This window comes from Fuscovulum sp., assembly GCA_035192965.1.
Classification (GTDB): domain Bacteria; phylum Pseudomonadota; class Alphaproteobacteria; order Rhodobacterales; family Rhodobacteraceae; genus Paragemmobacter.
Window position 1 is genome coordinate 511,253 of record CP136571.1, and the last position, 21,939, is coordinate 533,191.

Sequence of the window (21,939 nt, forward strand, 5' to 3'; positions counted from 1 at the left end):
CCCGCGTGGGGGGGCGGCTGTCACGCCACAACCGCCCCGGACCTGATCACTTTGCCAGATGGTCCACCCGTTCCAGATATTGCGCCAGACCGCGGATCTGCCCCATCCATTTGTCGATCAGCCGCGGATCATGCGGCGCAGCATGGACCCCCGCCGGAATTTCCCGCGCCAGCACCGATTCGACAGCCAGCGAAACCGGCACGGATACCAGCCGCCCCATGGCCGTGCCGCGCGCATCGCCCCAGGCATCCATCGCCCATTCCTCGTGCCAGACCACCACGCCATCGCGTTCGGCTTTCAGCGACACAAACAGCACCGCCCGGTCCGGCTCGCCGTCGTCATATGAATTTTCGGCCCAGAACTGCGCCGCCATTTCTGCCAGCCGCGCATCGCCTGCCGGGCCTTGCAGCGTTTCGATCTCGCGGAACACCGGACCCCAGGCCTCGGCCCAGCCGTTCAGGCGGATGGTGCCGCGCACAAAATCACGGACCTGCCAGTCCTTGTCGAACCGGTAATCCTCCATGAAGGGATAGCTGTCGCGGTTGGGATAAACCTCGAAACTCTCAGGCGCAGGCAAGGGCGCGTCATAGGCGGTGATGGCGTCCCAGGGCCGATTCACCCGCAGCTCGCTGAAATTCCGCAAAGACCGCGACGGTGACCGCAGCGCCTTCAGCACGCCCAGCGGCGACCATGAAAACTTGTAGCGGAAGGCATTGGCGATCTTGGGAACGCCACCGCAATAAGAGGTGAAGGAAAGCGTATTCCCCACGTCATAGGCCGGCGAGGCGCGATAACGCGCCACAAGGTCATGGGCCATCAGATGGTCGATCCCGGGGTCCAGCCCCACCTCATTGACCGAACACAGCCCCTTGTCGCGGAACGCCGCATCCAGCGCCCGCATTTCCGGAGCGATATAGCTGGAGGAAACGAAATGCGCGCCCTTTTCCAGGCAGACCGTCGCGATCCCGACGTGCTGATCCGCAGGCAGCATGGAAATCGCCAAATCCCCCGGCTGCAAGGCCGCCGTCAACGCGGGCAGGCTGTAGGCGCGGATGTCTTGCGTCAGGTCACCCACGGCTTCGCGCGCCTTCTCAACGGTGCGGTTCCACACCACCACCTTATGCCCGCCTTCGATCAGCCGCCGCAAACCGGGAACCGACGAAAGGCCGGTGCCGCACCAATGGATCGTCATGTCTCTGTCTCCCTACAGCAGGGCATCGCCCCACAAAAATCTTCGAAGATTTTTGCAAATTCCTTCCAAGGAATTTGTCCTTCAGCGTCACATCCCCGCGCTGTGCCGGTCGTATTCCGCCTTTGCTCGCCCCCAGACCCCGGATTGCAGATTGGTCAGCGTCAGCAGGCTGGGCAACAGTTGCGCGGCATAATCCTCGCTGCTTTCCACCGGCAGCAGGGACGGCAGGTTGTCAATCGCAGTCACGTCCAGCGGCGGCGCGTCATGCACCCGCAGCGCCGGCGCATCCCAATCCGTGGCGCGGTCATAGACTTTGATGGGCGAAAAATCCGATGTCGGATCACAGGCGATATCACCGATCACCGTCAACTTGCGCGCATCCGTCTTGGCGCTGGCCGGCACGAAAACCGGGCAGCCGGGCCGGGCAAGGATGCAATTCAGGAAAATCTCGTGCTGCAACACTTCGGGGAATGGCCCGCCGCTGGCGGTCTCGGCCATATCCCATTTCGTCACCGCTACGCCCATCGCGGCGCATAGGTCGGCCGCCCCGGTGCCAACCCGTCCCAAAGCACCGATGACGATGGCGCGCGGGCGGTCCATCCCGGCCAGTTCCCGCTCCAGATCGGCGATCAACGCAGCGCGGCCCGGATATTTCGCCACCGGCCCTGCAATCCCGCCCCGCTGCTGCGCCGCCCAGCATTTCAGCGACACCGCCGCCCCGGCAAAGCCCGCCCAATAGCCAAAGGCCGCCACGCGACGCCCGCCCTCATCCACCAGATATTCCAGATCATACAAAACCCCGCCCCCGGCCCGGAACCGCCGCAGCAATTCCCGCCCCGCAGGCTGGCCCTTGTAGGCATGGCCGAACATGATGTGCCGATGGGTCAGGGGCGTGCCGTCCTCGGGCAGTTCCTTCAGCCCGAAAATGATCGCGTCACTTGGCGCCTGCGGCCACAGGTTTTCATCCGCAATCTCGCAGCCCGCCGCCGCGTAGCCATCAATTGGGATCGCGCGTACGGATGACTGTTCGACCGTCACGCGAATACCGGCCCGGACCAGCGCCGCCGCGCCCTCGGGCGTCAGCCCCACCCGTTCCTCGTTCGGGCGCTGTTCCGCCCGGACCCAGAGATGCGTCATCGCATGCCTCCCAAAATCTGCCCTGCAGCCCTATCAGATCAGTCCGCAGGGAAAAGGGGATCACAGATCGAAACTGGCAAAGACCGGCACATGATCCGACGGCTGTTCCCACCCCCGGCAGGGCCGCAGGATGCGGCTGCCATGACCCGCGTTGGAAATGTCGGGCGTGGCCCAGATGTGATCCAGCCTGCGCCCCTTGTCCGCCGCATCCCAATCCGCCGCGCGGTAGGACCACCATGAATAGAGCAGGCCCTGCGGGATGTCCTGCCGGGTGATATCGACCCAGCCCCCTGCATCCTGCGTCTGGGCCAGATGCTCCACCTCGATCGGTGTATGGCTCACGATCTTCAGCAATTGCTTGTGCGACCAGACGTCATCCTCGCGCGGGGCGATGTTCAGATCACCCACAAGGATGGATCGCTGCGGCTTGTCGGCATGAAACCGGTCGCGCATCTGCATCAGGAAATCCAGCTTCTGGCCGAACTTGTCGTTCAGCGCCCGATCCGGAATGTCACCCCCTGCAGGGACGTAACAGTTGTGGATCACCACCCCGTTTTCCAGCCGCGCCGCCACGTGGCGGGCATGGCCCAGCGCCGCGAAATCCTCACCCCCTGCATCGTACAGGGGCAGCTTGGACAGGATGGCCACGCCGTTGTAACCCTTTTGCCCGCGCGCAACCATGTGGGTGTAGCCCAACGCTTGAAACTGCGCGACGGGGATCTTGTCCACCGGGCTTTTGCATTCCTGAAGACACAGGATATCGGGCGCTTCTTCGGCCAACAGCCGGGCCACCAACCCCTCACGCAGACGGACGGAATTGATGTTCCACGTGGCAAGGGTAAAGGTCATGGCGCGGGCTCCGGCAGCAAGGGACGGCGGACCCTAGGGCCGACCGTCCGCAGGCTCAAGAGGCCGGGCGATCAGTTATGGACTGATCCGCCCTTGCCGGATCAGTCGTTGACCGTGAACGTGTTGATCTCGCACAGGTTCTGTTCTTTCGTCGCTTCCAGCCCGTCTTCGGTGACGAAGCGCAGGTCATAGTCACAGACGTCCAGACCATCGGCGATGGTCACGTCGCCCGACACACCGGGTGAAACCGAGTCGACGGTCAGGATATTCTCACCCCAAAGCTCTTCTCCCACCGGCGACACGTTCATCTCCACGATGGTGTAGGAACTGTCATTGACCAGCGTGAAGACCAGGTCTTCGGCAAGAACAGGGGACGCCACCAGACCGGCAAGCAGGGCCGCGAAGCCAATACGCATGAAACTCTCCTTAAGTTGGCCCGATTCATTTGGGCGATGGCCGTTATATCCAACGTGCCAGCAAACCCCTAAACGGATTTCTTATACTGATGTATAGGTGCCGCAGGTGGCCCCCGTGCCGACCCATCCTGCAACGTCATGCAGATGCCAGGTCAAAAAAAAGGCCGGGCATGATGCCCGGCCAAGTCCAACAGGGAGGATGCCGTGCCATAACCCCGACACGACAAGGGGATCCTGGGCGCGATCAGTCTCGCATCCAAATGTATATAAGAAATGAATCAGGCGATTTTAAGATCGTCACGCCACCAGTCTGTATCCGCCGCTCTCTGTTACCAGCAGCCGCGCATTTGACGGATCGGGTTCGATCTTCTGACGAAGGCGATAAATGTGGGTTTCCAAAGTATGCGTGGTCACCCCCGCATTGTATCCCCACACCTCATGCAGCAGCACATCGCGTGCCACAACGCTTTGCTGCGCGCGGTACAAATACTTAAGAATATTGGTTTCTTTCTCCGTCAGGCGGATCTTTTTTTCCTTTTCATCCACCAGCATCTTTTGCGCCGGCTTAAAGGTATAGGGACCAAGCTGGAAAATGGCGTCTTCGGATTGCTCATGCTGGCGCAATTGCGCCCTGATGCGCGCAAGCAACACCGGAAACTTAAAAGGCTTGGTTACATAGTCATTGGCCCCGGCATCCAGCCCCAGAATGGTGTCTGCATCCGAATCATGACCGGTCAACATCAGCACCGGGCATTTCACGCCGCTCTTGCGCATCCGGCGGCAAAGCTCGCGCCCGTCAGTGTCGGGAAGGCCCACATCCAGGATCACCAGATCGTAAAGGCCAGCTTTCGCCTTCTCCATCCCCTCGGCCCCGGTGCGGGCCTCGAACACGTCGAAATCTTCGGTCATGACAAGCTGCTCGCTCAGCGCCTCGCGCAGATCGTCGTCATCATCGACCAGCAGGATCTTTCTCAGGGTGCCCATGGGAACCTCCGTTTGCGTCTTCTGCCCCTCACATGCGCCCCGCTCGCGGTTGCGGCAAGAATTGCAACGCATGAGTCACGCGGTCGTGTGGCTGTGTGGGGGAATGTTTCAATTTCCTGCGCATCGGCCTAGATAGGGGTCAGAGGACATGATGCAGAACACCCGGCCCACGCTTGCACCCACCATCGTTGAACGCCTGTCGCGCGCGCGGGTCGACCTGCGCATGGGTGTGCCCGTGGTGATGACAGGCGATGGCCGCGCCATGCTGGTCGTCGCGGTTGAGGCATTGGAACCAGCCCGCCTTGCCGCCCTGCGCGCCTTGGGTCAGCCGGAACTTGCACTGACCGCGCGGCGTGCCGAAACGCTCAAGACCCCGGCCTATGACGGCGACATCGCCCGTATTCTGGTGCCCGAAGGAATGGGCGTCGATTGGCTGCGCGCGCTGGCCGACCCGGCCGATGATCTGCGCGTGCCGCTGAAGGGGCCGCTGCGCGCGCTGCGCGACGGATCATCCGATCTGCACCGCGCCGCGCTGCATCTGGTGAAATCCGCCCATCTTCTGCCCGCCGCCCTGCTGGTGCCCGTGACGCACGGTCTGGCCTTGGCCGAAGAACACGCCCTGACGCTGCTGCCGCTGGCCGAGATTGCGCCGGAACTGTCGCGCATGTCGCCGCTGCATCCGGTGGTGAATGCCCGCCTGCCGATGCAGGCCGCGCAGGCCGGGCGTGTGCATATCTTCCGCCCGGAAGACGGTGGTGAGGAACATTACGCCATCGAAATCGGTCGCCCTGACCGCAGCCTTCCCGTTCTGGCGCGGCTACATTCGGCCTGCTTTACCGGCGATGTGCTGGGCAGCCTGAAATGTGACTGCGGCCCGCAACTGCGCGCGGCGCTGGCCCAGATGGGCGACGAAGGGGCGGGGGTCCTCCTCTACCTCAATCAGGAAGGGCGCGGCATCGGGCTGGCCAACAAGATGCGCGCCTATTCGCTGCAGGATCAGGGCTTTGATACGGTCGAGGCCAATCACCGCCTTGGTTTCGAGGATGACGAGCGGGATTTCCGCATCGGCGCGGGGATCCTGCGCAAGATGGGCTTTTCCTCGGTCCGCCTGCTGACCAACAATCCCAACAAGCTGGCGATGATGGAATCGTGCGGGGTGGCCGTGGCCGAACGTGTGCCGCTGAAGGTGGGCCAAACAGCGCAGAACGCCGCTTATCTGGCCACCAAGGCCGCGAAATCGGGGCATCTGCTGTGACGCCCACCGATCTGGTGGTCACCCGCTGGGGTGCACGCTTCATGGGGCGGGTGTTTCCCTGTTCCGTCGGTCGCGGTGGCATCGTTCCCGCCCGCGCGAAACGCGAAGGCGATGGCGCCACCCCGGCAGGAGAGCACGGCTTCGTCGGGATGCTCTACCGGCCCGACCGCCTGTCGCCATCGCAACTGCCCGATTGGGCGCTGCCTTTTGGCCCGTCCGACCTGTGGTCGGATGACAGCCGCGATCCGGACTACAACCTTATGGTCCGCGCCCCACATCCCTGGTCGCATGAACGGCTGACACGGCCCGATCCGATGTATGACCTGATCCTTCTGACCGATTGGAACTGGCCCCAGGCCGATCCGGGCCGGGGATCGGCGATCTTTGTTCACACATGGCGGCGGCCTCGGCACCCCACGGCGGGCTGCGTCGCCTTTGCGCAGAACGATCTGCTCTGGATCGCCAACCGCATCCGGCACCGGACAAGACTGATCATCCGGGGCTGAATCACCCTTTCCAAACCGCTTTGGCCTGCCTAATCTGCGCGCAGTTTGGGGGAGGGACCACCATGCCACGCACGCCGTCCGTTGCGGATGACGAAATCTTTGCCCTGCGCCTTGATCGCAGCGCGCCGGATCTCTGGCCGATGCTGGAGGCGCTCTATGGCCAACACCCCGACTATGCCACCTTTCGTGCCGCCCTTCTCAAGGCGATGCAAAAGGCGTGGGCTGACCGCGCCCCTGATCTGAAACGGCTGGACCTTCGGCGCGATCTGGAACCCGACTGGTTCCAGCGCAGCGATATGGCGGGCTATGTCTTCTACATCGACCGCTTTGCCGGAACATTGACCAACGTTCTGGAAAAGCTGGATTATCTGGAAGAGCTTGGCATCACCTATGTTCACTTCATGCCCTGCCTGAAGCCCCGCCCGGGCGACAGCGATGGCGGCTATTCAGTGATGGATTACCGCGCCATCAACCCCGCCTACGGCACGATGGCGGATTTTGAGACCGTCACCGCAGAACTGCGCAAACGCGGCATTTCGGTCTGCATTGACCTTGTCCTGAACCACACCGCGAAAGAACACGCTTGGGCGAAAAAAGCCGCCAAGGGCGATGTGAAACATCAAGACTACTACCTGATGTTCGATACCCCCGATCTTCCAAAGCGGTATGAGGAAACGCTGGTCGAGGTGTTCCCCGACAACGCCCCCGGCAACTTCACCCATTACCCCGATTTCGGCAAATGGGTCTGGACCACCTTCAACGAACATCAGTGGGATCTGAACTGGGCCAACCCGCAGGTCTTCCTCGAAATCGCGGAAATCATGCTGTTCCTCGCCAATCGCGGTGTGGATGTGCTGCGGCTGGATGCCGTGGCTTTCATGTGGAAGCGCCTCGGCACACGCTGCCAATCAGAGCCTGAGGTTCACATGCTGTTGCAGGCCCTGCGCGCGGTCTGCCGCATCACCTGCCCGGCCGTGCTGCACCTCGAAGAGGCGATCGTCGCGCCCGCCGAAATGCTGCCCTACCTTGGACGCGGAAAGCATGACGGCAAGGAAGGCAACCTCGCCTATCACAACTCGCTCATGGTGCAATTCTGGTCGTCGCTCGCCACCCGCGACACACGGTTAATGACGCATGTCATGGGCACGCATTTCCCCGACCGGCTGACCAATGCCACCTATGCCACCTATATCCGCTGCCATGACGATATCGGCTGGGCCGTGACGGATGAAGATGCCGCCGCGCTGGGCTTGTCCGGCCCCGGTCACCGTGCGTTTCTTTCAGACTTCTACGATGGCACCTTTCCCGGCAGCTTTGCCCGTGGCGCGCTGTTTCAGGAAAACCCCGCCACGGGCGACAAGCGCATCTCGGGCAGTTTCGCCTCGCTTGCCGGGCTGGAGAAAGCATTGGCAGAGGGTGATCCCGCCGCGGCAGAGTTGGCGGTTCAACGCATCCTTATGGGCCATGCGCTGATCGCGGCCTGGGGCGGCATCCCCCTGATCTATATGGGTGACGAACTCGCCGCGCTGAACGATCACGATTATCTGGCCGTCCCCGAACACGCGCATGACAGCCGCTGGATTCACCGCCCCCGGATGGATTGGCAGGCCGCACGGTCGCGGCATGACGGGCTGACCCACGCCTCCCGCGTCTGGCTGGGCCTGCGGCACATCCTGGCCCGCCGTCGTGCCACCCCCGCGCTGCATGCGGCGCATCCGATCCGTGTTGTTCCCGGCCCTGTGCCGCAGGTCTTTGCCTTCCGACGCGATGCGCCAACTGGCACGCTGCTTTGCCTGTTCAACTTTTCGGAAAGTTGGGCGCATGTTCCCGAAGATTGGCTGCGGATGCAGGGCGCAACGCAGATGCATGATGCCCTGTCCGACCACCCGGTCGAGGTGCATCACGGCAACATCGCGCTGCCCCCCTATGCACGGGTCTGGCTGGCCTAGGCCCGCGCATCATCGCCCTAACGATAGACCCCATCTATCAAACAACGGGAAATCAATATTGATTTCCCTATCAAGCGGTATATCCCGGTATACAGCTACCGAAGGGGCCGCCGATGACGCAGACCAGCACCGAAATCGCCGCGCGAGTAGGGGAAATCCTGAACGCGCATGAGGGGATGGAGGGGCCTTTGCTGCCGATTCTCCACGCAATCCAGCACGCCTATGGCTATGTGCCGCGCGACGCGCTGCCGATCATCGCGAAACGGCTGAACCTAACGCGCGCCGAAGTGCATGGCGTCATGTCCTTCTACCATGATTTCCGCGAAGATCCGGCAGGCAAGCATGTGCTGAAACTCTGCCGCGCCGAAGCCTGTCAGGCGATGGGGGCGGATCGTGTTGCAGCACATGCCCAGAACCGTCTCGGCATCGAATGGCACCAGACCACCAATGATGGCCAGATCACACTGGAACCCGTGTTCTGCCTTGGCCTTTGCGCCTGCGCGCCCGCCGCGCTTGTGGATGGCAAGGTGGTGGGTCGCGTGGATGAGGCCCGTCTTGACGCCATCATCGAAGGGGTCCGCTGATGAAAATCTACGTCCCCCGCGATGCCGCCGCCCGTGGCCTTGGCGCAGATGACGTCGCCGCCGCCGTGCTGGCCGAAGCTGCCAAGCGCGGCATCACCGTCGATCTCGTCCGCAACGGATCGCGCGGCATGGTCTGGCTGGAACCGCTGGTAGAGGTGGCCACTGATGCAGGCCGTCTTGCCTTTGGCCCGCTGACGCCCGCCGATGTGCCTGCACTCTTTGCCGACCTCGCACAGCACCCCAAGGCGCTGGGCCTGACTGATGCCCTTCCCTGGCTGGCGAAACAGACCCGCCTCACCTTTGCGCGTGTCGGTGTGGTCGATCCCCTGTCGCTGACCGAATACGAAGCCCATCATGGCCTTGTCGGCCTGCGCCGCGCGCTGGGCATGGACAGCGCCGCCATCGTGGCCGAAGTGACCGAGTCTGGCCTGCGGGGCCGGGGCGGCGCGGGCTTCCCCACCGGCATCAAATGGAAAACCGTGGCCGAGGCGAAGGCCGATCAGAAATACATCGTCTGTAACGCGGATGAGGGCGATAGTGGCACCTTCGCCGACCGCATGCTGATGGAAGGCGACCCCTTCACCCTGATCGAAGGCATGATCATCGCCGGCATCGCCACCGGGGCGACGCGCGGCTATGTCTATATGCGCTCAGAATATCCTGACGCGATCGAAGTGATGACGGATGCCGTCATCATCGCCCGCCGGGCAGGAATTTTGGGCGCATCGGTCCTTGGCTCCGGGCGTGCGTTCGATATGGAGATCCGCACCGGTGCCGGTGCCTATGTCTGCGGTGAGGAAACCTCGCTTCTCAACAGCCTCGAAGGCAAGCGCGGCGTGGTCCGCGCCAAGCCGCCGCTGCCCGCTTTGCAAGGCTTCCTTGGCAAACCCACCGTGGTGAACAACGTTATCTCGCTGGCCACCATCCCGGTGATCCTGGAACGCGGCGCGGCCTTCTACAAGGATTTCGGTCTTGGCCGATCGCGCGGCACCATCCCGTTGCAGATTGCGGGCAACGTCAAACATGGCGGCTTGTTCGAGGCTGCCTTTGGCCTGACGCTGGGCGAAATCGTGGATGTGATCGGTGGCGGCACCGCGACGGGCCGCCCCGTGAAGGCGGTGCAGGTTGGTGGCCCGCTGGGCGCCTATTTCCCCCGCGCCCTGTTCGACACCCCCTTCGGCTATGAAGAATTCGGCGCAAAAGAAGGCCTCATCGGCCATGCCGGTCTGGTGATCTTTGACGACAGCGCCGACATGCTGAAACAGGCCCGCTTCGCGATGGAATTCTGCGCGATTGAATCCTGTGGCAAATGCACCCCCTGCCGCATCGGCGCGGTGCGCGGCGTGGAAACCGTGGACCGCATCGCCAAGGGCGATGCCGCCGCCATTCCGCTGCTGACCGACCTCTGCAACACCATGAAATCCGGCTCGCTCTGCGCGCTGGGCGGCTTCACCCCCTATCCGGTGATGTCCGCGCTGAACCACTTCCCCGATGATTTCACGCCCGCGCTGAAAGAGGCCGCCGAATGACCGAACAGGTTAAGGGCCCGGCGTCCTACTTCCCTTCCATCGAAAAGAAATACGGCCAGCCGATGCAACACTGGTTTGACCAGATCGCGCCCATGCTGGACCAGCCGCATATGCAGATCGTTTCCTTTCTGAAGGAAACCCACGCGATGGGCCACGGCCACGCCAATGCCATCGTCGCCCACCAACTCGCCAAGAATAAGGGTGCCTGAGATGAAAGACTTCATCATTCCCGATCGCGATTTCGGCACCCCTGCCGCCAAATCCAAGACCATGGTCACCCTGACCATCGACGGGTTCGATATTACCGTTCCCGAAGGCACCTCCATCATGCGCGCTGCGGCGGAAATCGGGATCACCGTCCCGAAACTCTGCGCGACCGACTCGCTTGATGCGTTCGGCTCTTGCCGCCTCTGCCTTGTGGAAATCGAAGGCCGCAACGGCACCCCGGCCTCCTGCACCACCCCCGTGGCCCCCGGCATCAAGGTCCACACCCAGAACGCCAAGCTCAAACAGCTGCGTCGCGGCGTGATGGAGCTTTATATCTCGGACCACCCGCTGGATTGCTTGACCTGCTCCGCCAATGGCGATTGCGAGTTGCAGGATATGGCCGGCGCCGTCGGCCTGCGCGACGTGCGGTATGAGGCTGTGGAAACCCACTTCAAGGCCAAGAACAACTCCGGCGAAGCCAACCCGCAATGGATGCCGAAGGACGACTCCAACCCCTATTTCAGCTATGATCCGGCCAAGTGCATCGTCTGCTCGCGCTGCGTGCGTGCCTGTGAAGAGGTGCAAGGCACCTTCGCCCTGACCATCGAAGGCCGTGGCTTCGACAGCCGCGTCTCCTTTGGCGCAAAGACCGACACTGCCCTGACATCGGATTGCGTCTCTTGCGGTGCCTGCGTGCAGGCCTGCCCGACCGCCACGCTTCAGGAAAAGTCGATCATCGAGATCGGCACCCCCGAACGCTCTGTCATCACCACCTGCGCCTATTGCGGCGTGGGCTGTTCGTTCAAGGCCGAAATGCGCGGCGACGAACTGGTGCGCATGACCCCCTACAAGCACGGCAAGGCCAACCGTGGCCATTCCTGCGTCAAGGGCCGCTTCGCCTATGGCTATGCCAGCCACAAGGACCGCATCCTGTCGCCCATGATCCGCGACAGCATCAACGACCCGTGGCAAGAAGTGTCATGGGCCGAGGCGATGGAATTCACCGCCAACCGCATGAAGGGCATCATCGCCAAGCATGGCCGCCAGTCGGTTGGCGTGATCACCTCCAGCCGCTGCACGAATGAGGAAGCCTACCTCGTGCAGAAACTCACCCGCGCGGTGTTCATGAACAACAACACCGATACCTGCGCCCGTGTCTGCCATTCGCCCACCGGATACGGCCTTGGCCAGACCTTCGGCACCAGCGCCGGCACGCAGGATTTTGACTCGGTCGAACACACCGATGTCGTCATCCTGATCGGCGCGAACCCGACCGACGGCCACCCCGTCTTTGCCTCCCGCCTGAAGAAACGCCTGCGCGCCGGGGCCAAGCTGATCGTGATCGACCCGCGCCGGATCGATCTGGTGGACAACTCCGCCCACATCCGGGCCGCCCACCATTTGGCCCTGACGCCGGGCACCAACGTGGCCGTCGTCACCGCCATCGCCCATACCATCGTGACCGAGGGCCTGTTTGACGAAGACTTCATCCGCACCCGCTGTGATTGGGATGAATTCCAGGACTATGCCGAATTCGTATCCGACCCCCGCCACTCGCCCGAAGCGACTCAACTTCTGACCGGGGTCAAGGCGGATGAACTGCGCGCCGCCGCCCGGCTTTATGCCAAGGGTGGCAACGGGGCGATTTACTACGGCCTGGGGGTGACCGAACATTCGCAGGGCTCGACCACCGTTATCGGCATCGCCAACCTTGCCATGCTGACCGGCAATATCGGCCGCCCCGGCGTGGGCGTGAACCCGCTGCGCGGCCAGAACAATGTGCAGGGTTCCTGTGACATGGGGTCATTCCCCCACGAACTGCCCGGCTACCGCCATGTGAAGAACGACTCCGTGCGTGAGGTGTTCGAATCCATCTGGGGCGTGAAGATCGACAACGAACCCGGCCTGCGCATCCCCAACATGCTGGATGCGGCGGTCGAGGGCACCTTCAAGGGCCTCTACTGCCAAGGCGAAGACATCCTGCAATCCGACCCCGACACCAAACACGTCGCCGCAGGACTGGCGGCGATGGAATGCGTGATCGTCCATGACCTGTTCCTGAACGAGACGGCGAACTACGCCCATGTGTTCTTCCCCGGTTCGTCCTTCCTGGAAAAGGACGGCACCTTCACCAATGCTGAACGCCGCATCAACCGCGTGCGCAAGGTGATGGCCCCGAAACAGGGCTATGCCGATTGGGAAGTGACGCAGATGTTCGCGCAGGCGATGGGGGCCGATTGGCACTATACCCACCCGTCGCAGATCATGGATGAAATCGCCATGCTGACGCCGTCCTTTGCCGGGGTCAGCTATGAAAAGCTGGAAACCATGGGGTCTATCCAGTGGCCCTGCAACGAAAAGGCGCCGGAAGGCACGCCCCTGATGCATATTGATGGGTTCGTGCGCGGCAAGGGTAAGTTCATCCGCACGGAATATGTGGCCACCGATGAAAAGACCGGCCCGCGCTTCCCCCTGCTGCTGACCACGGGCCGCATCCTTTCGCAATACAACGTGGGGGCGCAGACGCGGCGCACAGAAAACGTCGTTTGGCATGAGGAAGACCTGCTGGAGATTCACCCCCATGACGCGGAACTGCGCGGCGTGCGCGATGGGCAATATGTGAAACTGGCCTCGCGGTCGGGGGAAACCTCGCTCAAGGCCAAGATCACCGATCGCGTGTCGCCGGGTGTGGTCTACACCACCTTCCACCACCCCACGACACAGGCCAACGTCATCACCACCGATTTCTCGGACTGGGCCACCAACTGCCCGGAATACAAGGTGACGGCCGTGCAGGTCAGCCCGTCCAACGGGCCGACCGAATGGCAGGAAGACTATGCCGAACAGGCGGCCCAATCCCGCCGCATTCTGGCGGCCGAATGATGGACACCGCCCGCCGCCTTCCCCGCCTGAGCTTCGGCTCCGGCGGCATCGAGCAGGGGTCGCGACCCCTGCCCGAAGAGGTGGCGGTCGCCCTGTCCTTCAACGGATCGACGCAGGCGGTAATGATGGCGACGCCGGATGATCTGGTGGATTTCGCCTATGGCTTTGCCCTGACCGAAGGCATCGCCACCCCGGACCAGATCGAAAGCGTCGAGGTGCAGCCCGCAGGGCAAGGGATCGACGTGCAGGTCTGGCTGACCGGCGATGCAGAGGCGCGGCTTGCCGCGCGCCGCCGCACCATGGCAGGGCCGGTCGGCTGTGGCCTGTGCGGGATCGACAGCATCGAGCAGGCCATGCGCCCTGTGGTGCAGATTGCGCCATCCGCCTTTCGCATGACGCCCGCACAGGTGATGCAGGCGGTGGCGGCCCTGACAGGCCGCCAACCGCTGCACGATGTCACCCGCGCCGCCCATTGCGCTGCATTCTGGACCGATGATGCTCTGGTTGCCGCGCGTGAAGATGTGGGCCGTCATAACGCGCTAGACAAACTGACCGGCCACCTGATCCGCGCCGGCCACGCCCAAGGGGCGGTGGTGCTGACCAGCCGCGTTTCCATCGACATGGTGCAAAAGGTCTGCGCGCTGGGCGCGCCCGTCCTGATCGCCGTATCCGCCCCCACTGCCCATGCTGTCGATCTGGCGGAAGAGGCGGGGCTGACCCTGATCGCCCTTGCCCGGCCCGACCGGTTCGAGGTTTTCACCCATTCCGACCGACTGATGGAGATTGCCCATGTCCGCTGACCCGCATGAAAAGCTGATCTACATGGCGAACCAGATTTCCAAGTTCTTTGAATCCAAACCCCATGCCGAAGGCGTGGCGGGGATCGCCGCCCATATCAACGATTTCTGGGAACCCCGGATGCGGCGGCATCTGTTTGAGGTCGTCGATGCTGGCGGCACGGGCCTGCGCCCGCTGGTGCTAGAGGCGACGCAGACCATCCGCCGCCCCACCCCAGAACACGCCTGATCTTGCGGAGCGGCGTGCCGCCGCATTCCTTTGCGTCGTCGGCGCCTTCGCGCCTCCTCCGTGCAAAGGGGCGTGCCGCCCCCTCTGTCCGCGCGTGCCGCGCGGCCATTCACCCCCGTTCTGGGTATCTGGGCCAAGATGAAGCGGCGTCCAAGGCGTTAACCTTACCGCGCGCTTAACCCGTCGTCCGCTGCGTGCATACGCTTTGCTGCACAGCCGTCTGCACCGCGCGCTGCACGGTTGGAAAACAGGTTTCGGCGATGGTTTATTCCGACGCGATGCCCAGCAGATAGCGGCCGTAATCGTTCTTTCGGAACGTCTCCGCCCGCTTGAGCAGAGCGTCCCGTGTGATGAAACCCGCCCGCCATGCGATCTCATCCGGGCTGCCAACCTGCAATCCTTGCCGGTCGGTCAGGGTCCGTACAAAGTTGCCCGCATCCAGCAATGACCCATGGGTCCCGGTATCCAGCCAGGCATAGCCACGGCCCATCAACTCGACCTGCAAGCTGCCTTCAGCGCGATATTTTTCAAGCAGATCAACGATTTCCAATTCGCCCCGGGGTGAAGGGCGGATCGTTTCGGCAAGCTCCGGCGCGCGCCCGTCAAGATAGTAGAGCCCGGTGACGGCATAGTTCGATGGCGGACGTTCTGGCTTTTCGATGATCGCGCGCACCTGACCGGCGCTGTCGAAATCCACCACGCCATAGCGTTCGGGGTCCGCCACGCGATAGCCAAAGACCGTGCCGCCAGTGGCCTGCGCATCGGCGGTGGCCAGAGCCTGCGGCAGGCCGTGGCCGAAAAAGATGTTGTCCCCCAAGACCATGGCCGAAGGCGCACCATCCAGAAACTCCCGCGCCAGAAGGTAGGCCTGCGCCAACCCATCGGGCGAGGGCTGGACGATGTAGGTGAACGTTAGCCCCCACTGGCTGCCATCGCCCATAAGCCGTTGAAATTGCGCCTGATCTTCTGGGGTGGTGATGATCGCGATATCGCGGATCCCGCCCAGCATCAGCACCGACAGCGGGTAATAGATCATCGGCTTGTCATAGATCGGCAGCAGTTGCTTTGACACACCCATCGTGATGGGCCACAGCCGCGTGCCGGACCCGCCGGCAAGGAGAATGCCTTTGCGTTTCGTCATGCGCGCAACTCCTTGAGGATATCGGACAGGCCCTGCCGCCAATCAGGGCGGGGGATGCCATAGCTTTGGGTCAGGCTGGAACAGTCAAGCCGCGAATTCATCGGCCGCGCCGCAGGCGTGGGATAGGCCGCCGACGGAATGTCATGGATCGTGCAGGGCAAATCGGCCCCGGCCATGATAGCGCGCGCGAAATCGGCCCAACTGGTATCGGGGCTACCCGCAAAATGGTGCGTCCCGCCATCTGCCCCGTCGCGAAGCGCGCTTGCCGCCAAAATCAACGCATCGGCAATGGCGGCAGCGGGGGTTGGGCCACCGATCTGATCGGCAACCACGTTCAGGTTTTCCCGTTCTGCTCCAAGGCGCAGCATCGTTTTCACGAAGTTCTGTCCGTGGGCCGAAACGACCCAACTGGTCCGCAGGATAACGTGCCGCACGCCGCTGGCGCGGATGGCCACTTCACCCGCCAGTTTGGACCGGCCATAGGCATTGACCGGCGCTGTGGGATGATCCGGGGTAAAGGGCAGGGTGCCCCTGCCATCAAAGACATAGTCGGTGGAAATGTGCAGAAGCGGAATGCCATGGTCCGAACAGGCACGGGCCATGGCGGCAGGGCTGTGGCCATTCACCACTGTCGCCGCCGCCTCTTCGGTTTCCGCTTTGTCGACTGCCGTCCACGCGGCGGCGTTGATCACCGCGTCGGCGGGATGTGCGGCAATGGCGGCAGCACAGGCGGCGGGATCAGACAGATCGGCCCGGTCACGGCCCAGAAAGTTGGCCTGAACCGCCGCAGGCATGCGGCGGGCCAGTTCAAGCGCCACCTGTCCGGTCTGGCCGAAAACCAGCAGCTTCACGCCTTGACCCCCAGCCGTTGCCCCACGCCCTGCCGCTCTTGCAGCGGACGCCACCATGAGTCGTTGTCCAGATACCAGCGCACCGTGCGGCGCAGCCCTTCCTCGAGCGTGACCGATGGGCGCCATCCCAGCTCATCACGGATGCGTTTGGGATCAATGGCATAGCGCAGGTCATGGCCGGGGCGATCGGTCACAAAGGTGATCAGCCGGTCATGCGGCGCGCCTTCGGGGCGCATCTCATCCAGCAGGGCACAGATGGTGCGGACGATGTCGATGTTCATCGCCTCATTCTCGCCGCCGATATTGTAGCTGCGCCCGACAGGGCCTTTTTCGAGCACGGTCAGCAGGGCATCGGCATGGTCTTCGACGTAAAGCCAGTCCCGCACATTTTCACCCTTGCCATAGACGGGAATGGGCTTTCCCGCCAAGGCGTTCAGGATGACCACAGGGATCAGCTTTTCGGGAAAGTGGAAGGGCCCGTAATTGTTGGAACAATTCGTCAAGACCACCGGCAGCCCATAGGTTTCATGCCAGGCGCGGACCAGGTGATCAGACGCGGCCTTTGATGCTGAATAGGGGCTGCGCGGATCATAGGGCGTGTCTTCGGTGAACTTGCCCGTGGGGCCAAGCGATCCGAACACCTCATCGGTCGAGATGTGGTGAAAGCGGAAATCGGCGGGCTTGCCCTTGGCTTGCCACCAGGCGCGGACGGCTTCCAGAAGGGTGAAGGTGCCGGTCACGTTGGTTTCGATGAAATCGGCGGGCCCGTCGATGGACCGGTCGACATGGCTTTCGGCGGCCAAGTGCATCACGGCATTCGGGTCATGCGCCGCAAGGATCCGGTCCAGCGCGGCACGGTCGCGGATATCTGCCTTTTCAAAGGCATAGCCGGGCGCATTGCCGACAGAGGCCACGTTGTCCAGACAGGCGGCGTAGGTCAGCGCGTCAAGGTTCACGATGGAATGGCCCCGTGCAATGGCCAAGCGCACCACAGCAGAGCCGATGAATCCTGCCCCCCCGGTCACCAGAATTTTCATGCGGCACCTTCAAAGACAAAAGGGGATGTCCAGTCGCCAAAGGCCGGCGCGACGGCGTCCTTGGCCGACAGCACCGGATCGTCCGTCAGGCCCCAGTTGATACCGACGCTGTCCCACCGAACCCCACCGTCGCAATCTGGGGCATAAAGATCAGTACATTTATACTGCACCTCGGTATCCGGCATCAGGGTCGCAAAGCCATGGAGAAACCCCTTCGGGACAAACATTTGCTTGCCATTCTCGGCTGTCAGATTAACGGCAACCCAGTGGCCATAGGTGGGCGATCCTACCCGCGCATCGACCGCCACGTCGCGGATGGCACCGCGCGAGCAGCGCACCAATTTGTCCTGTGCGCGCGGCGGCGATTGGTAATGGAGCCCGCGCAAGGTGCCGGGCTGTGCCGAAAACGAATGGTTGTCCTGCACGAAGGCAAGGTCTAGCCCCGCAGCGGCCATGCGCGCGGCATTCCATGTTTCGCTGAACCATCCCCGCGCATCGCCGAAACGGGCGGGGGTCAGGATCAGAACGCCGGGAAGATCAGTGGGTTCAATGTTCATAGGGATGCGGTCGCATGTCTTCGGGGCAGGATTTGGGCATCACATCAGCGCGGATATGGCATCTGCCACGGCGCGGCCCAGCTTGGCATGGGCGGCTTCGTCGAAATGCACGCCGTCTATGGGGCTGACGGCGATGACTTGGCCTGCATCCAGAAAACCCACGCCGCGCGACCGGGCAAGGTTGGCATAAAGCGGGGCAAGCGCCTGTGAACGCGCCGCGCCACCCCAGAATTCCGTCTTGATCGGCCCGGTTTCCACCACCGGTGGCGGGCAGATCAGCAGGATACGAAACCCGCCATGCCGCGCCTGATACTCCAGCGACATCGCCACATCCAACAGGCCCGCGATCCCCGCCACGACCTGTTCCGGCTGTGTCGCGAAGCGTGTCTTCACGTCATTCGTGCCAAGCATCAGTGTCATCACGTCAATCGGCCCGTGCGATTGCAGCGCCATCCGCAGGGCCGGGCGGCCATTCATGATATCACCCATGACCGGGTCGTCATATTGCGCGGTCCGCCCCGGCAGGCCTTCCTCAACCAGTTCCCATCCCGCGCCCAAGGCAGCATGGGTCACGGTTGGCCAACGCACGCCTGCGCCAAAGCGGCGATATTCGGCACGGTCGATGATGGGCGGGGTGCCATGGGTGTTGCTGTCACCAAAGGTCAGCAGGACGGGCATGAAGGATCCTCATTCTGTATTGCGGCGCAGGCTATGGTGCCTGCCGCCGTAGGTAAAGCGGCTTTGCCCCCTTGGCCTTTGCCCGCCCCGCGCGCATATAGAGGAAGCGACAGAGACGCGACGGGGTATGCGATGTTCAGTATGGATGACAAGACGGTGCCGCAGGGTGACCTGATCAAGGATACCACCGAGGCGACCTTCATGCAGGATGTGATCGAGGCCAGCCGCGAGGCGCCGGTCATCGTCGATTTCTGGGCCACCTGGTGTGGCCCCTGCCGGACCCTTGGCCCGGCGCTGGAAGCGGCGGTCAAGGCGGCCAAGGGCAAGGTTCGGATGGTAAAGGTCGATGTCGACAAGAACCAGATGATCGCCGCGCAACTGCGAATCCAATCTATCCCCACCGTCTATGCCTTCTGGCAGGGCCAGCCGGTCGACGGCTTTCAGGGCGCGATCCCGGCATCAGAGATCAAGGCTTTCATCGACAAGCTGACCGCGCTGACCGGCGAAGATGGTGGTCTGGCCGAGGCGCTGGAAGCCGCCGAACAGATGCTGGCCGAGGGCGCGGTGGCCGATGCCGCAGAGACCTTTGCCGCCATCCTTGGCGAAGAGCCCGAAAATGCCGGTGCCTATGCCGGGCTGATCCGTTGTCATCTTGCACTGGACCAACTGGATCAGGCCGAGGCCATGCTTGACGCCGCTCCACCGGCCGTAGCCAAAGCAAAAGAGATTGAGGCTGCGCGGGCGCAACTGGAACTGGCGCGGCAAGCCGCAAATGCCGGGCCGGAACAGGAATTGCGCGCCGCCGTTCAGGCCGATCCACAGGACCGGCAGGCGCGGTTCGATTTGGCGCTGGCGCTGCACGCCGCCGGCAAGGTGGATGAGGCGGTGGATGTGCTGCTGGACCTGTTCAAGCTGGACCGTGAATGGAATGATGCCGCTGCCAGAACCCAGCTCATGACAATATTCGAGGCGTTGAAGCCGACCGATCCCATCGCATTGAAGGGGCGGCGCAGGCTTTCGTCGATGATATTTGCCTGAACGCCGTGACGGCCTAAGTCAGAGCAGATGATGAACATCACCGACCTGCCAGAGACGATCGCCGTTTTCCCGCTGCCCGGCGCGCTGTTGCTGCCCCGTGGCCGCCTGCCGCTGCACATCTTTGAGCCGCGCTATCTCGCGATGATCGAGGACTGCCTGAAGACCAAGCACCGCTTGATCGGGATGATCCAGCCGCGTGAGGTGCCGGGAACCGGTGAGAAACGCCTGAACGCCATCGGCTGTGCCGGGCGGGTAACCGGGTTTTCCGAAACCGAAGACGGGCGCTATATGATTACCCTTGCAGGCATGTCGCGGTTCCGGGTGCGTGACGAAGTGCAGGGTTTCACGCCCTACCGGCGTTGTTCGGTCGATTGGGCGGGGTTCCAACGTGATCTTGGCCCGGTCGAGGAAGACCCCGGGTTTCAGCGCAAGGAATTTCTGGCGGCCCTGGGGCGGTATTTCCAGACGATGAACCTGTCCACCGACTGGTCGAGCCTGAAAGAGGCGGAAACCGAATTGCTGATCAATTCGCTGTCGATGCTCTGCCCGTTCAGCCCCGAAGACAAACAGGCGCTGCTGGAGGCGCCGTCGCTGACCACCCGGCGTGAAACGCTGGTGACGCTGATCGAATTCGCCCTGCGCGGCGGATCGGGCGAGGAGATCATGCAATGACCGATGCCACCGTGATCGACCGCCGGATGCTTGAGGCGCTGGTCTGCCCCGTCACGCAGGCGGTTCTAACCTATGACGCCGAGCGGCAGGAACTGATCTCAAAAGCCGCGCATCTGGCCTTTCCGATCCGCGACGGTATTCCCATCATGCTGGTGGGCGAGGCGCGCAAGCTCGACTAGATTGCCTTTCCGGCCAGAAGGCGCGGCAGATCGCCCTGCAATCCTGCGGCCTGCCGGATGAAACGGCGGCGCAGACCCGGCATGGCGTTCACGATACCCAGCCCCAGATCGCGCCCGGCGCGAAGGATCGGGTTGTCGTTGGAAAACAGCCTGTTGACCGTATCCATCCCCAACGCCAGCATCGTGGCGTCAAAGCGGCGCCAGCGCTGATACCCTTCCAGCGTGGTCTGGCTGCCGATGTCTTCGCCACGGCGCGCAGCTTCGATTACCACCTGCGCCAAAGCCCCCACATCGCGCAGGCCAAGGTTCAATCCCTGTCCCGCGATCGGATGCACGCCATGGGCGGAATCGCCCACCAAGGCCACGCGCGGCGCGATGAAACGTTCTGCCAGCGACAACGACAGCGGATAGGTAAACCGGTCGCCTGCAAGGCTGATTTCGCCCAGAAAATCCCCGAAGCGCGGCCTCAGGGCGGCAAGATACTGATCATCCGGCAGGGCCTGAATTCGGGCAGCGTTGTCTTCTGTCTCGCTCCAGACGATGCTGGAATGATGGCCGTCCTTCAGCGGCAGAATGGCAAGCGGGCCTTCGGGCATGAAGAACTGATGCGCCACGCCCTCATGATCCCGCTCATGGTGGATCGCGGTGACCAGTGCGGTCTGCCCATAGCCCCAACCGACACGGCGAATGCCCGCCCGCGCGGCGGTGCCGCTGCCCCGCCCATCGCAGCCCACCAGAAGGCGGCCTGTTAGTATCTTGCCGCTGGCCAGGGTGATGGTGACAGCGTTTGGCGTTACCTCCTGCGCTGTGACGGTCTCACCGGACAGGAGGGTGATGTTCGGCTCTTCGGCCATGGCGGCAAGGAAGGCAGCGTAAAGATAGCGGTCTTCCAGAAGAAAACCCATCGGCCCTTCCTCGATCTCTGCCGCGTCAAACGTCAGGAAAAAGGGCGCGGGCCCCTGTCCGGCAAGCCCGTCCGACGCCTTGATCTTGTGGATCGGTTGCGCCTTTTCGCCAACGCGGGACCAGACGCCCGTCACCGTCAGCAGCCGCTTTGACGCGATGGCGAGCGCATAGGACCGCCCGTCGAACCCAGCCTCGGCGCGGGAAATGGCAGGACGGTTGTCGATGACGATGACCTTCAGCCCCCCCTGAGCAAGGGCAAGGGCAAGGGCAGGGCCGTTCAGGCCGCCGCCGGCGATCAGGATATCTGCGTCGAATGTCATGCGCCCAATATGGCCGCGCCGGTGGGATTGTCCATGCGCCGCC

23 protein-coding genes are annotated in these 21,939 nt (G+C 63.0%); 12 read left to right on the forward strand and 11 right to left on the reverse strand.

Going from position 1 to position 21,939, the window contains the following annotated elements:
• Positions 1-46: 46 nt before the first annotated feature.
• From RSE12_02500 to RSE12_02520, 5 genes are all read right to left on the reverse strand, one after another.
• On the reverse strand, positions 47-1,192 hold the full coding sequence (locus RSE12_02500; protein WRH63223.1) for a saccharopine dehydrogenase family protein: 1,146 nt from the start codon (positions 1,190-1,192) through the stop codon (positions 47-49).
• 87 nt (positions 1,193-1,279) lie between these two features.
• Complete coding sequence (locus tag RSE12_02505; protein ID WRH63224.1) at positions 1,280-2,329, reverse strand: saccharopine dehydrogenase; 1,050 nt, start codon at positions 2,327-2,329, stop codon at positions 1,280-1,282.
• 60 nt (positions 2,330-2,389) lie between these two features.
• The gene (locus RSE12_02510; protein WRH63225.1) at positions 2,390-3,178 is read right to left on the reverse strand and encodes an exodeoxyribonuclease III; all 789 of its coding nucleotides are present in this window, start codon (positions 3,176-3,178) and stop codon (positions 2,390-2,392) included.
• Between the two features lie 101 nt (positions 3,179-3,279).
• Complete coding sequence (locus RSE12_02515; GenBank protein WRH63226.1) at positions 3,280-3,594, reverse strand: hypothetical protein; 315 nt, start codon at positions 3,592-3,594, stop codon at positions 3,280-3,282.
• A gap of 297 nt (positions 3,595-3,891) precedes the next feature.
• Entirely contained in the window at positions 3,892-4,578 is a 687-nt protein-coding gene (locus tag RSE12_02520) for a response regulator transcription factor (GenBank protein ID WRH63227.1), read from the reverse strand.
• A 148-nt stretch (positions 4,579-4,726) separates the two neighbouring features.
• On the opposite strand from RSE12_02520, the gene ribA reads away from it, so the two are divergent.
• The 9 genes from ribA to RSE12_02565 all read left to right on the forward strand — a co-directional run bounded on the left by ribA (position 4,727) and on the right by RSE12_02565 (position 14,517).
• Positions 4,727-5,833 (forward strand): GTP cyclohydrolase II, encoded by a 1,107-nt coding sequence (gene ribA, locus RSE12_02525; GenBank protein WRH63228.1) that lies wholly within the window; start codon positions 4,727-4,729, stop codon positions 5,831-5,833.
• Positions 5,830-6,339, forward strand: a complete 510-nt coding sequence (locus RSE12_02530) for a L,D-transpeptidase family protein (protein ID WRH63229.1) — start codon at positions 5,830-5,832, stop codon at positions 6,337-6,339. Before ribA ends, RSE12_02530 begins: the two co-directional genes overlap by 4 nt.
• A gap of 62 nt (positions 6,340-6,401) precedes the next feature.
• The gene (locus RSE12_02535) at positions 6,402-8,288 is read left to right on the forward strand and encodes an amylosucrase (protein ID WRH63230.1); all 1,887 of its coding nucleotides are present in this window, start codon (positions 6,402-6,404) and stop codon (positions 8,286-8,288) included.
• Positions 8,289-8,401: 113 nt separating this feature from the next.
• A complete protein-coding gene (locus RSE12_02540) occupies positions 8,402-8,872 on the forward strand; it encodes a formate dehydrogenase subunit gamma (protein ID WRH63231.1) in 471 nt (156 codons plus the stop codon).
• A complete protein-coding gene (locus tag RSE12_02545) occupies positions 8,872-10,401 on the forward strand; it encodes an NADH-quinone oxidoreductase subunit NuoF (GenBank protein ID WRH63232.1) in 1,530 nt (509 codons plus the stop codon). The genes RSE12_02540 and RSE12_02545 overlap by 1 nt, the downstream gene beginning before the upstream one ends.
• The gene (locus RSE12_02550; protein WRH63233.1) at positions 10,398-10,610 is read left to right on the forward strand and encodes a DUF4287 domain-containing protein; all 213 of its coding nucleotides are present in this window, start codon (positions 10,398-10,400) and stop codon (positions 10,608-10,610) included. The genes RSE12_02545 and RSE12_02550 overlap by 4 nt, the downstream gene beginning before the upstream one ends.
• A gap of 1 nt (position 10,611) precedes the next feature.
• Entirely contained in the window at positions 10,612-13,491 is a 2,880-nt protein-coding gene (fdhF, locus tag RSE12_02555) for a formate dehydrogenase subunit alpha (GenBank protein WRH63234.1), read from the forward strand.
• The gene (fdhD, locus tag RSE12_02560) at positions 13,488-14,291 is read left to right on the forward strand and encodes a formate dehydrogenase accessory sulfurtransferase FdhD (GenBank protein ID WRH63235.1); all 804 of its coding nucleotides are present in this window, start codon (positions 13,488-13,490) and stop codon (positions 14,289-14,291) included. The genes fdhF and fdhD overlap by 4 nt, the downstream gene beginning before the upstream one ends.
• Positions 14,281-14,517: a formate dehydrogenase subunit delta gene (locus RSE12_02565; protein ID WRH63236.1), complete on the forward strand. Its 237-nt coding sequence runs from the start codon at positions 14,281-14,283 to the stop codon at positions 14,515-14,517. The genes fdhD and RSE12_02565 overlap by 11 nt, the downstream gene beginning before the upstream one ends.
• 265 nt (positions 14,518-14,782) lie before the next feature.
• Here the strand turns inward: RSE12_02565 and rfbA are convergent, their stop codons facing one another.
• The 5 genes from rfbA to RSE12_02590 are packed head-to-tail and all read right to left on the reverse strand — an operon-like array spanning position 14,783 to position 18,781.
• A complete protein-coding gene (gene rfbA / locus RSE12_02570) occupies positions 14,783-15,658 on the reverse strand; it encodes a glucose-1-phosphate thymidylyltransferase RfbA (protein WRH63237.1) in 876 nt (291 codons plus the stop codon).
• Positions 15,655-16,509: a dTDP-4-dehydrorhamnose reductase gene (gene rfbD, locus RSE12_02575; GenBank protein WRH63238.1), complete on the reverse strand. Its 855-nt coding sequence runs from the start codon at positions 16,507-16,509 to the stop codon at positions 15,655-15,657. The genes rfbA and rfbD overlap by 4 nt, the downstream gene beginning before the upstream one ends.
• Positions 16,506-17,546, reverse strand: a complete 1,041-nt coding sequence (gene rfbB, locus RSE12_02580) for a dTDP-glucose 4,6-dehydratase (GenBank protein ID WRH63239.1) — start codon at positions 17,544-17,546, stop codon at positions 16,506-16,508. Before rfbB ends, rfbD begins: the two co-directional genes overlap by 4 nt.
• Positions 17,543-18,103, reverse strand: a complete 561-nt coding sequence (gene rfbC, locus RSE12_02585; GenBank protein ID WRH63240.1) for a dTDP-4-dehydrorhamnose 3,5-epimerase — start codon at positions 18,101-18,103, stop codon at positions 17,543-17,545. The genes rfbB and rfbC overlap by 4 nt, the downstream gene beginning before the upstream one ends.
• Positions 18,104-18,142: 39 nt before the next feature.
• Positions 18,143-18,781, reverse strand: coding sequence for an SGNH/GDSL hydrolase family protein (locus RSE12_02590; GenBank protein WRH63241.1), 639 nt, complete (start codon positions 18,779-18,781; stop codon positions 18,143-18,145).
• 132 nt (positions 18,782-18,913) lie between these two features.
• On the opposite strand from RSE12_02590, the gene trxA reads away from it, so the two are divergent.
• The 3 genes from trxA to RSE12_02605 are packed head-to-tail and all read left to right on the forward strand — an operon-like array spanning position 18,914 to position 20,670.
• Positions 18,914-19,819 (forward strand): thioredoxin, encoded by a 906-nt coding sequence (gene trxA, locus RSE12_02595; GenBank protein ID WRH63242.1) that lies wholly within the window; start codon positions 18,914-18,916, stop codon positions 19,817-19,819.
• A 27-nt stretch (positions 19,820-19,846) separates the two neighbouring features.
• Complete coding sequence (locus RSE12_02600; protein ID WRH63243.1) at positions 19,847-20,491, forward strand: LON peptidase substrate-binding domain-containing protein; 645 nt, start codon at positions 19,847-19,849, stop codon at positions 20,489-20,491.
• Positions 20,488-20,670 carry a Trm112 family protein gene (locus RSE12_02605; GenBank protein WRH63244.1) on the forward strand — a complete coding sequence of 61 codons (183 nt, stop codon included), beginning with the start codon at positions 20,488-20,490 and terminating at the stop codon, positions 20,668-20,670. Before RSE12_02600 ends, RSE12_02605 begins: the two co-directional genes overlap by 4 nt.
• Here the strand turns inward: RSE12_02605 and RSE12_02610 are convergent.
• On the reverse strand, positions 20,667-21,896 hold the full coding sequence (locus tag RSE12_02610) for an FAD-dependent monooxygenase (GenBank protein WRH63245.1): 1,230 nt from the start codon (positions 21,894-21,896) through the stop codon (positions 20,667-20,669). The genes RSE12_02605 and RSE12_02610 overlap by 4 nt on opposite strands.
• Positions 21,897-21,939: the final 43 nt, after the last annotated feature.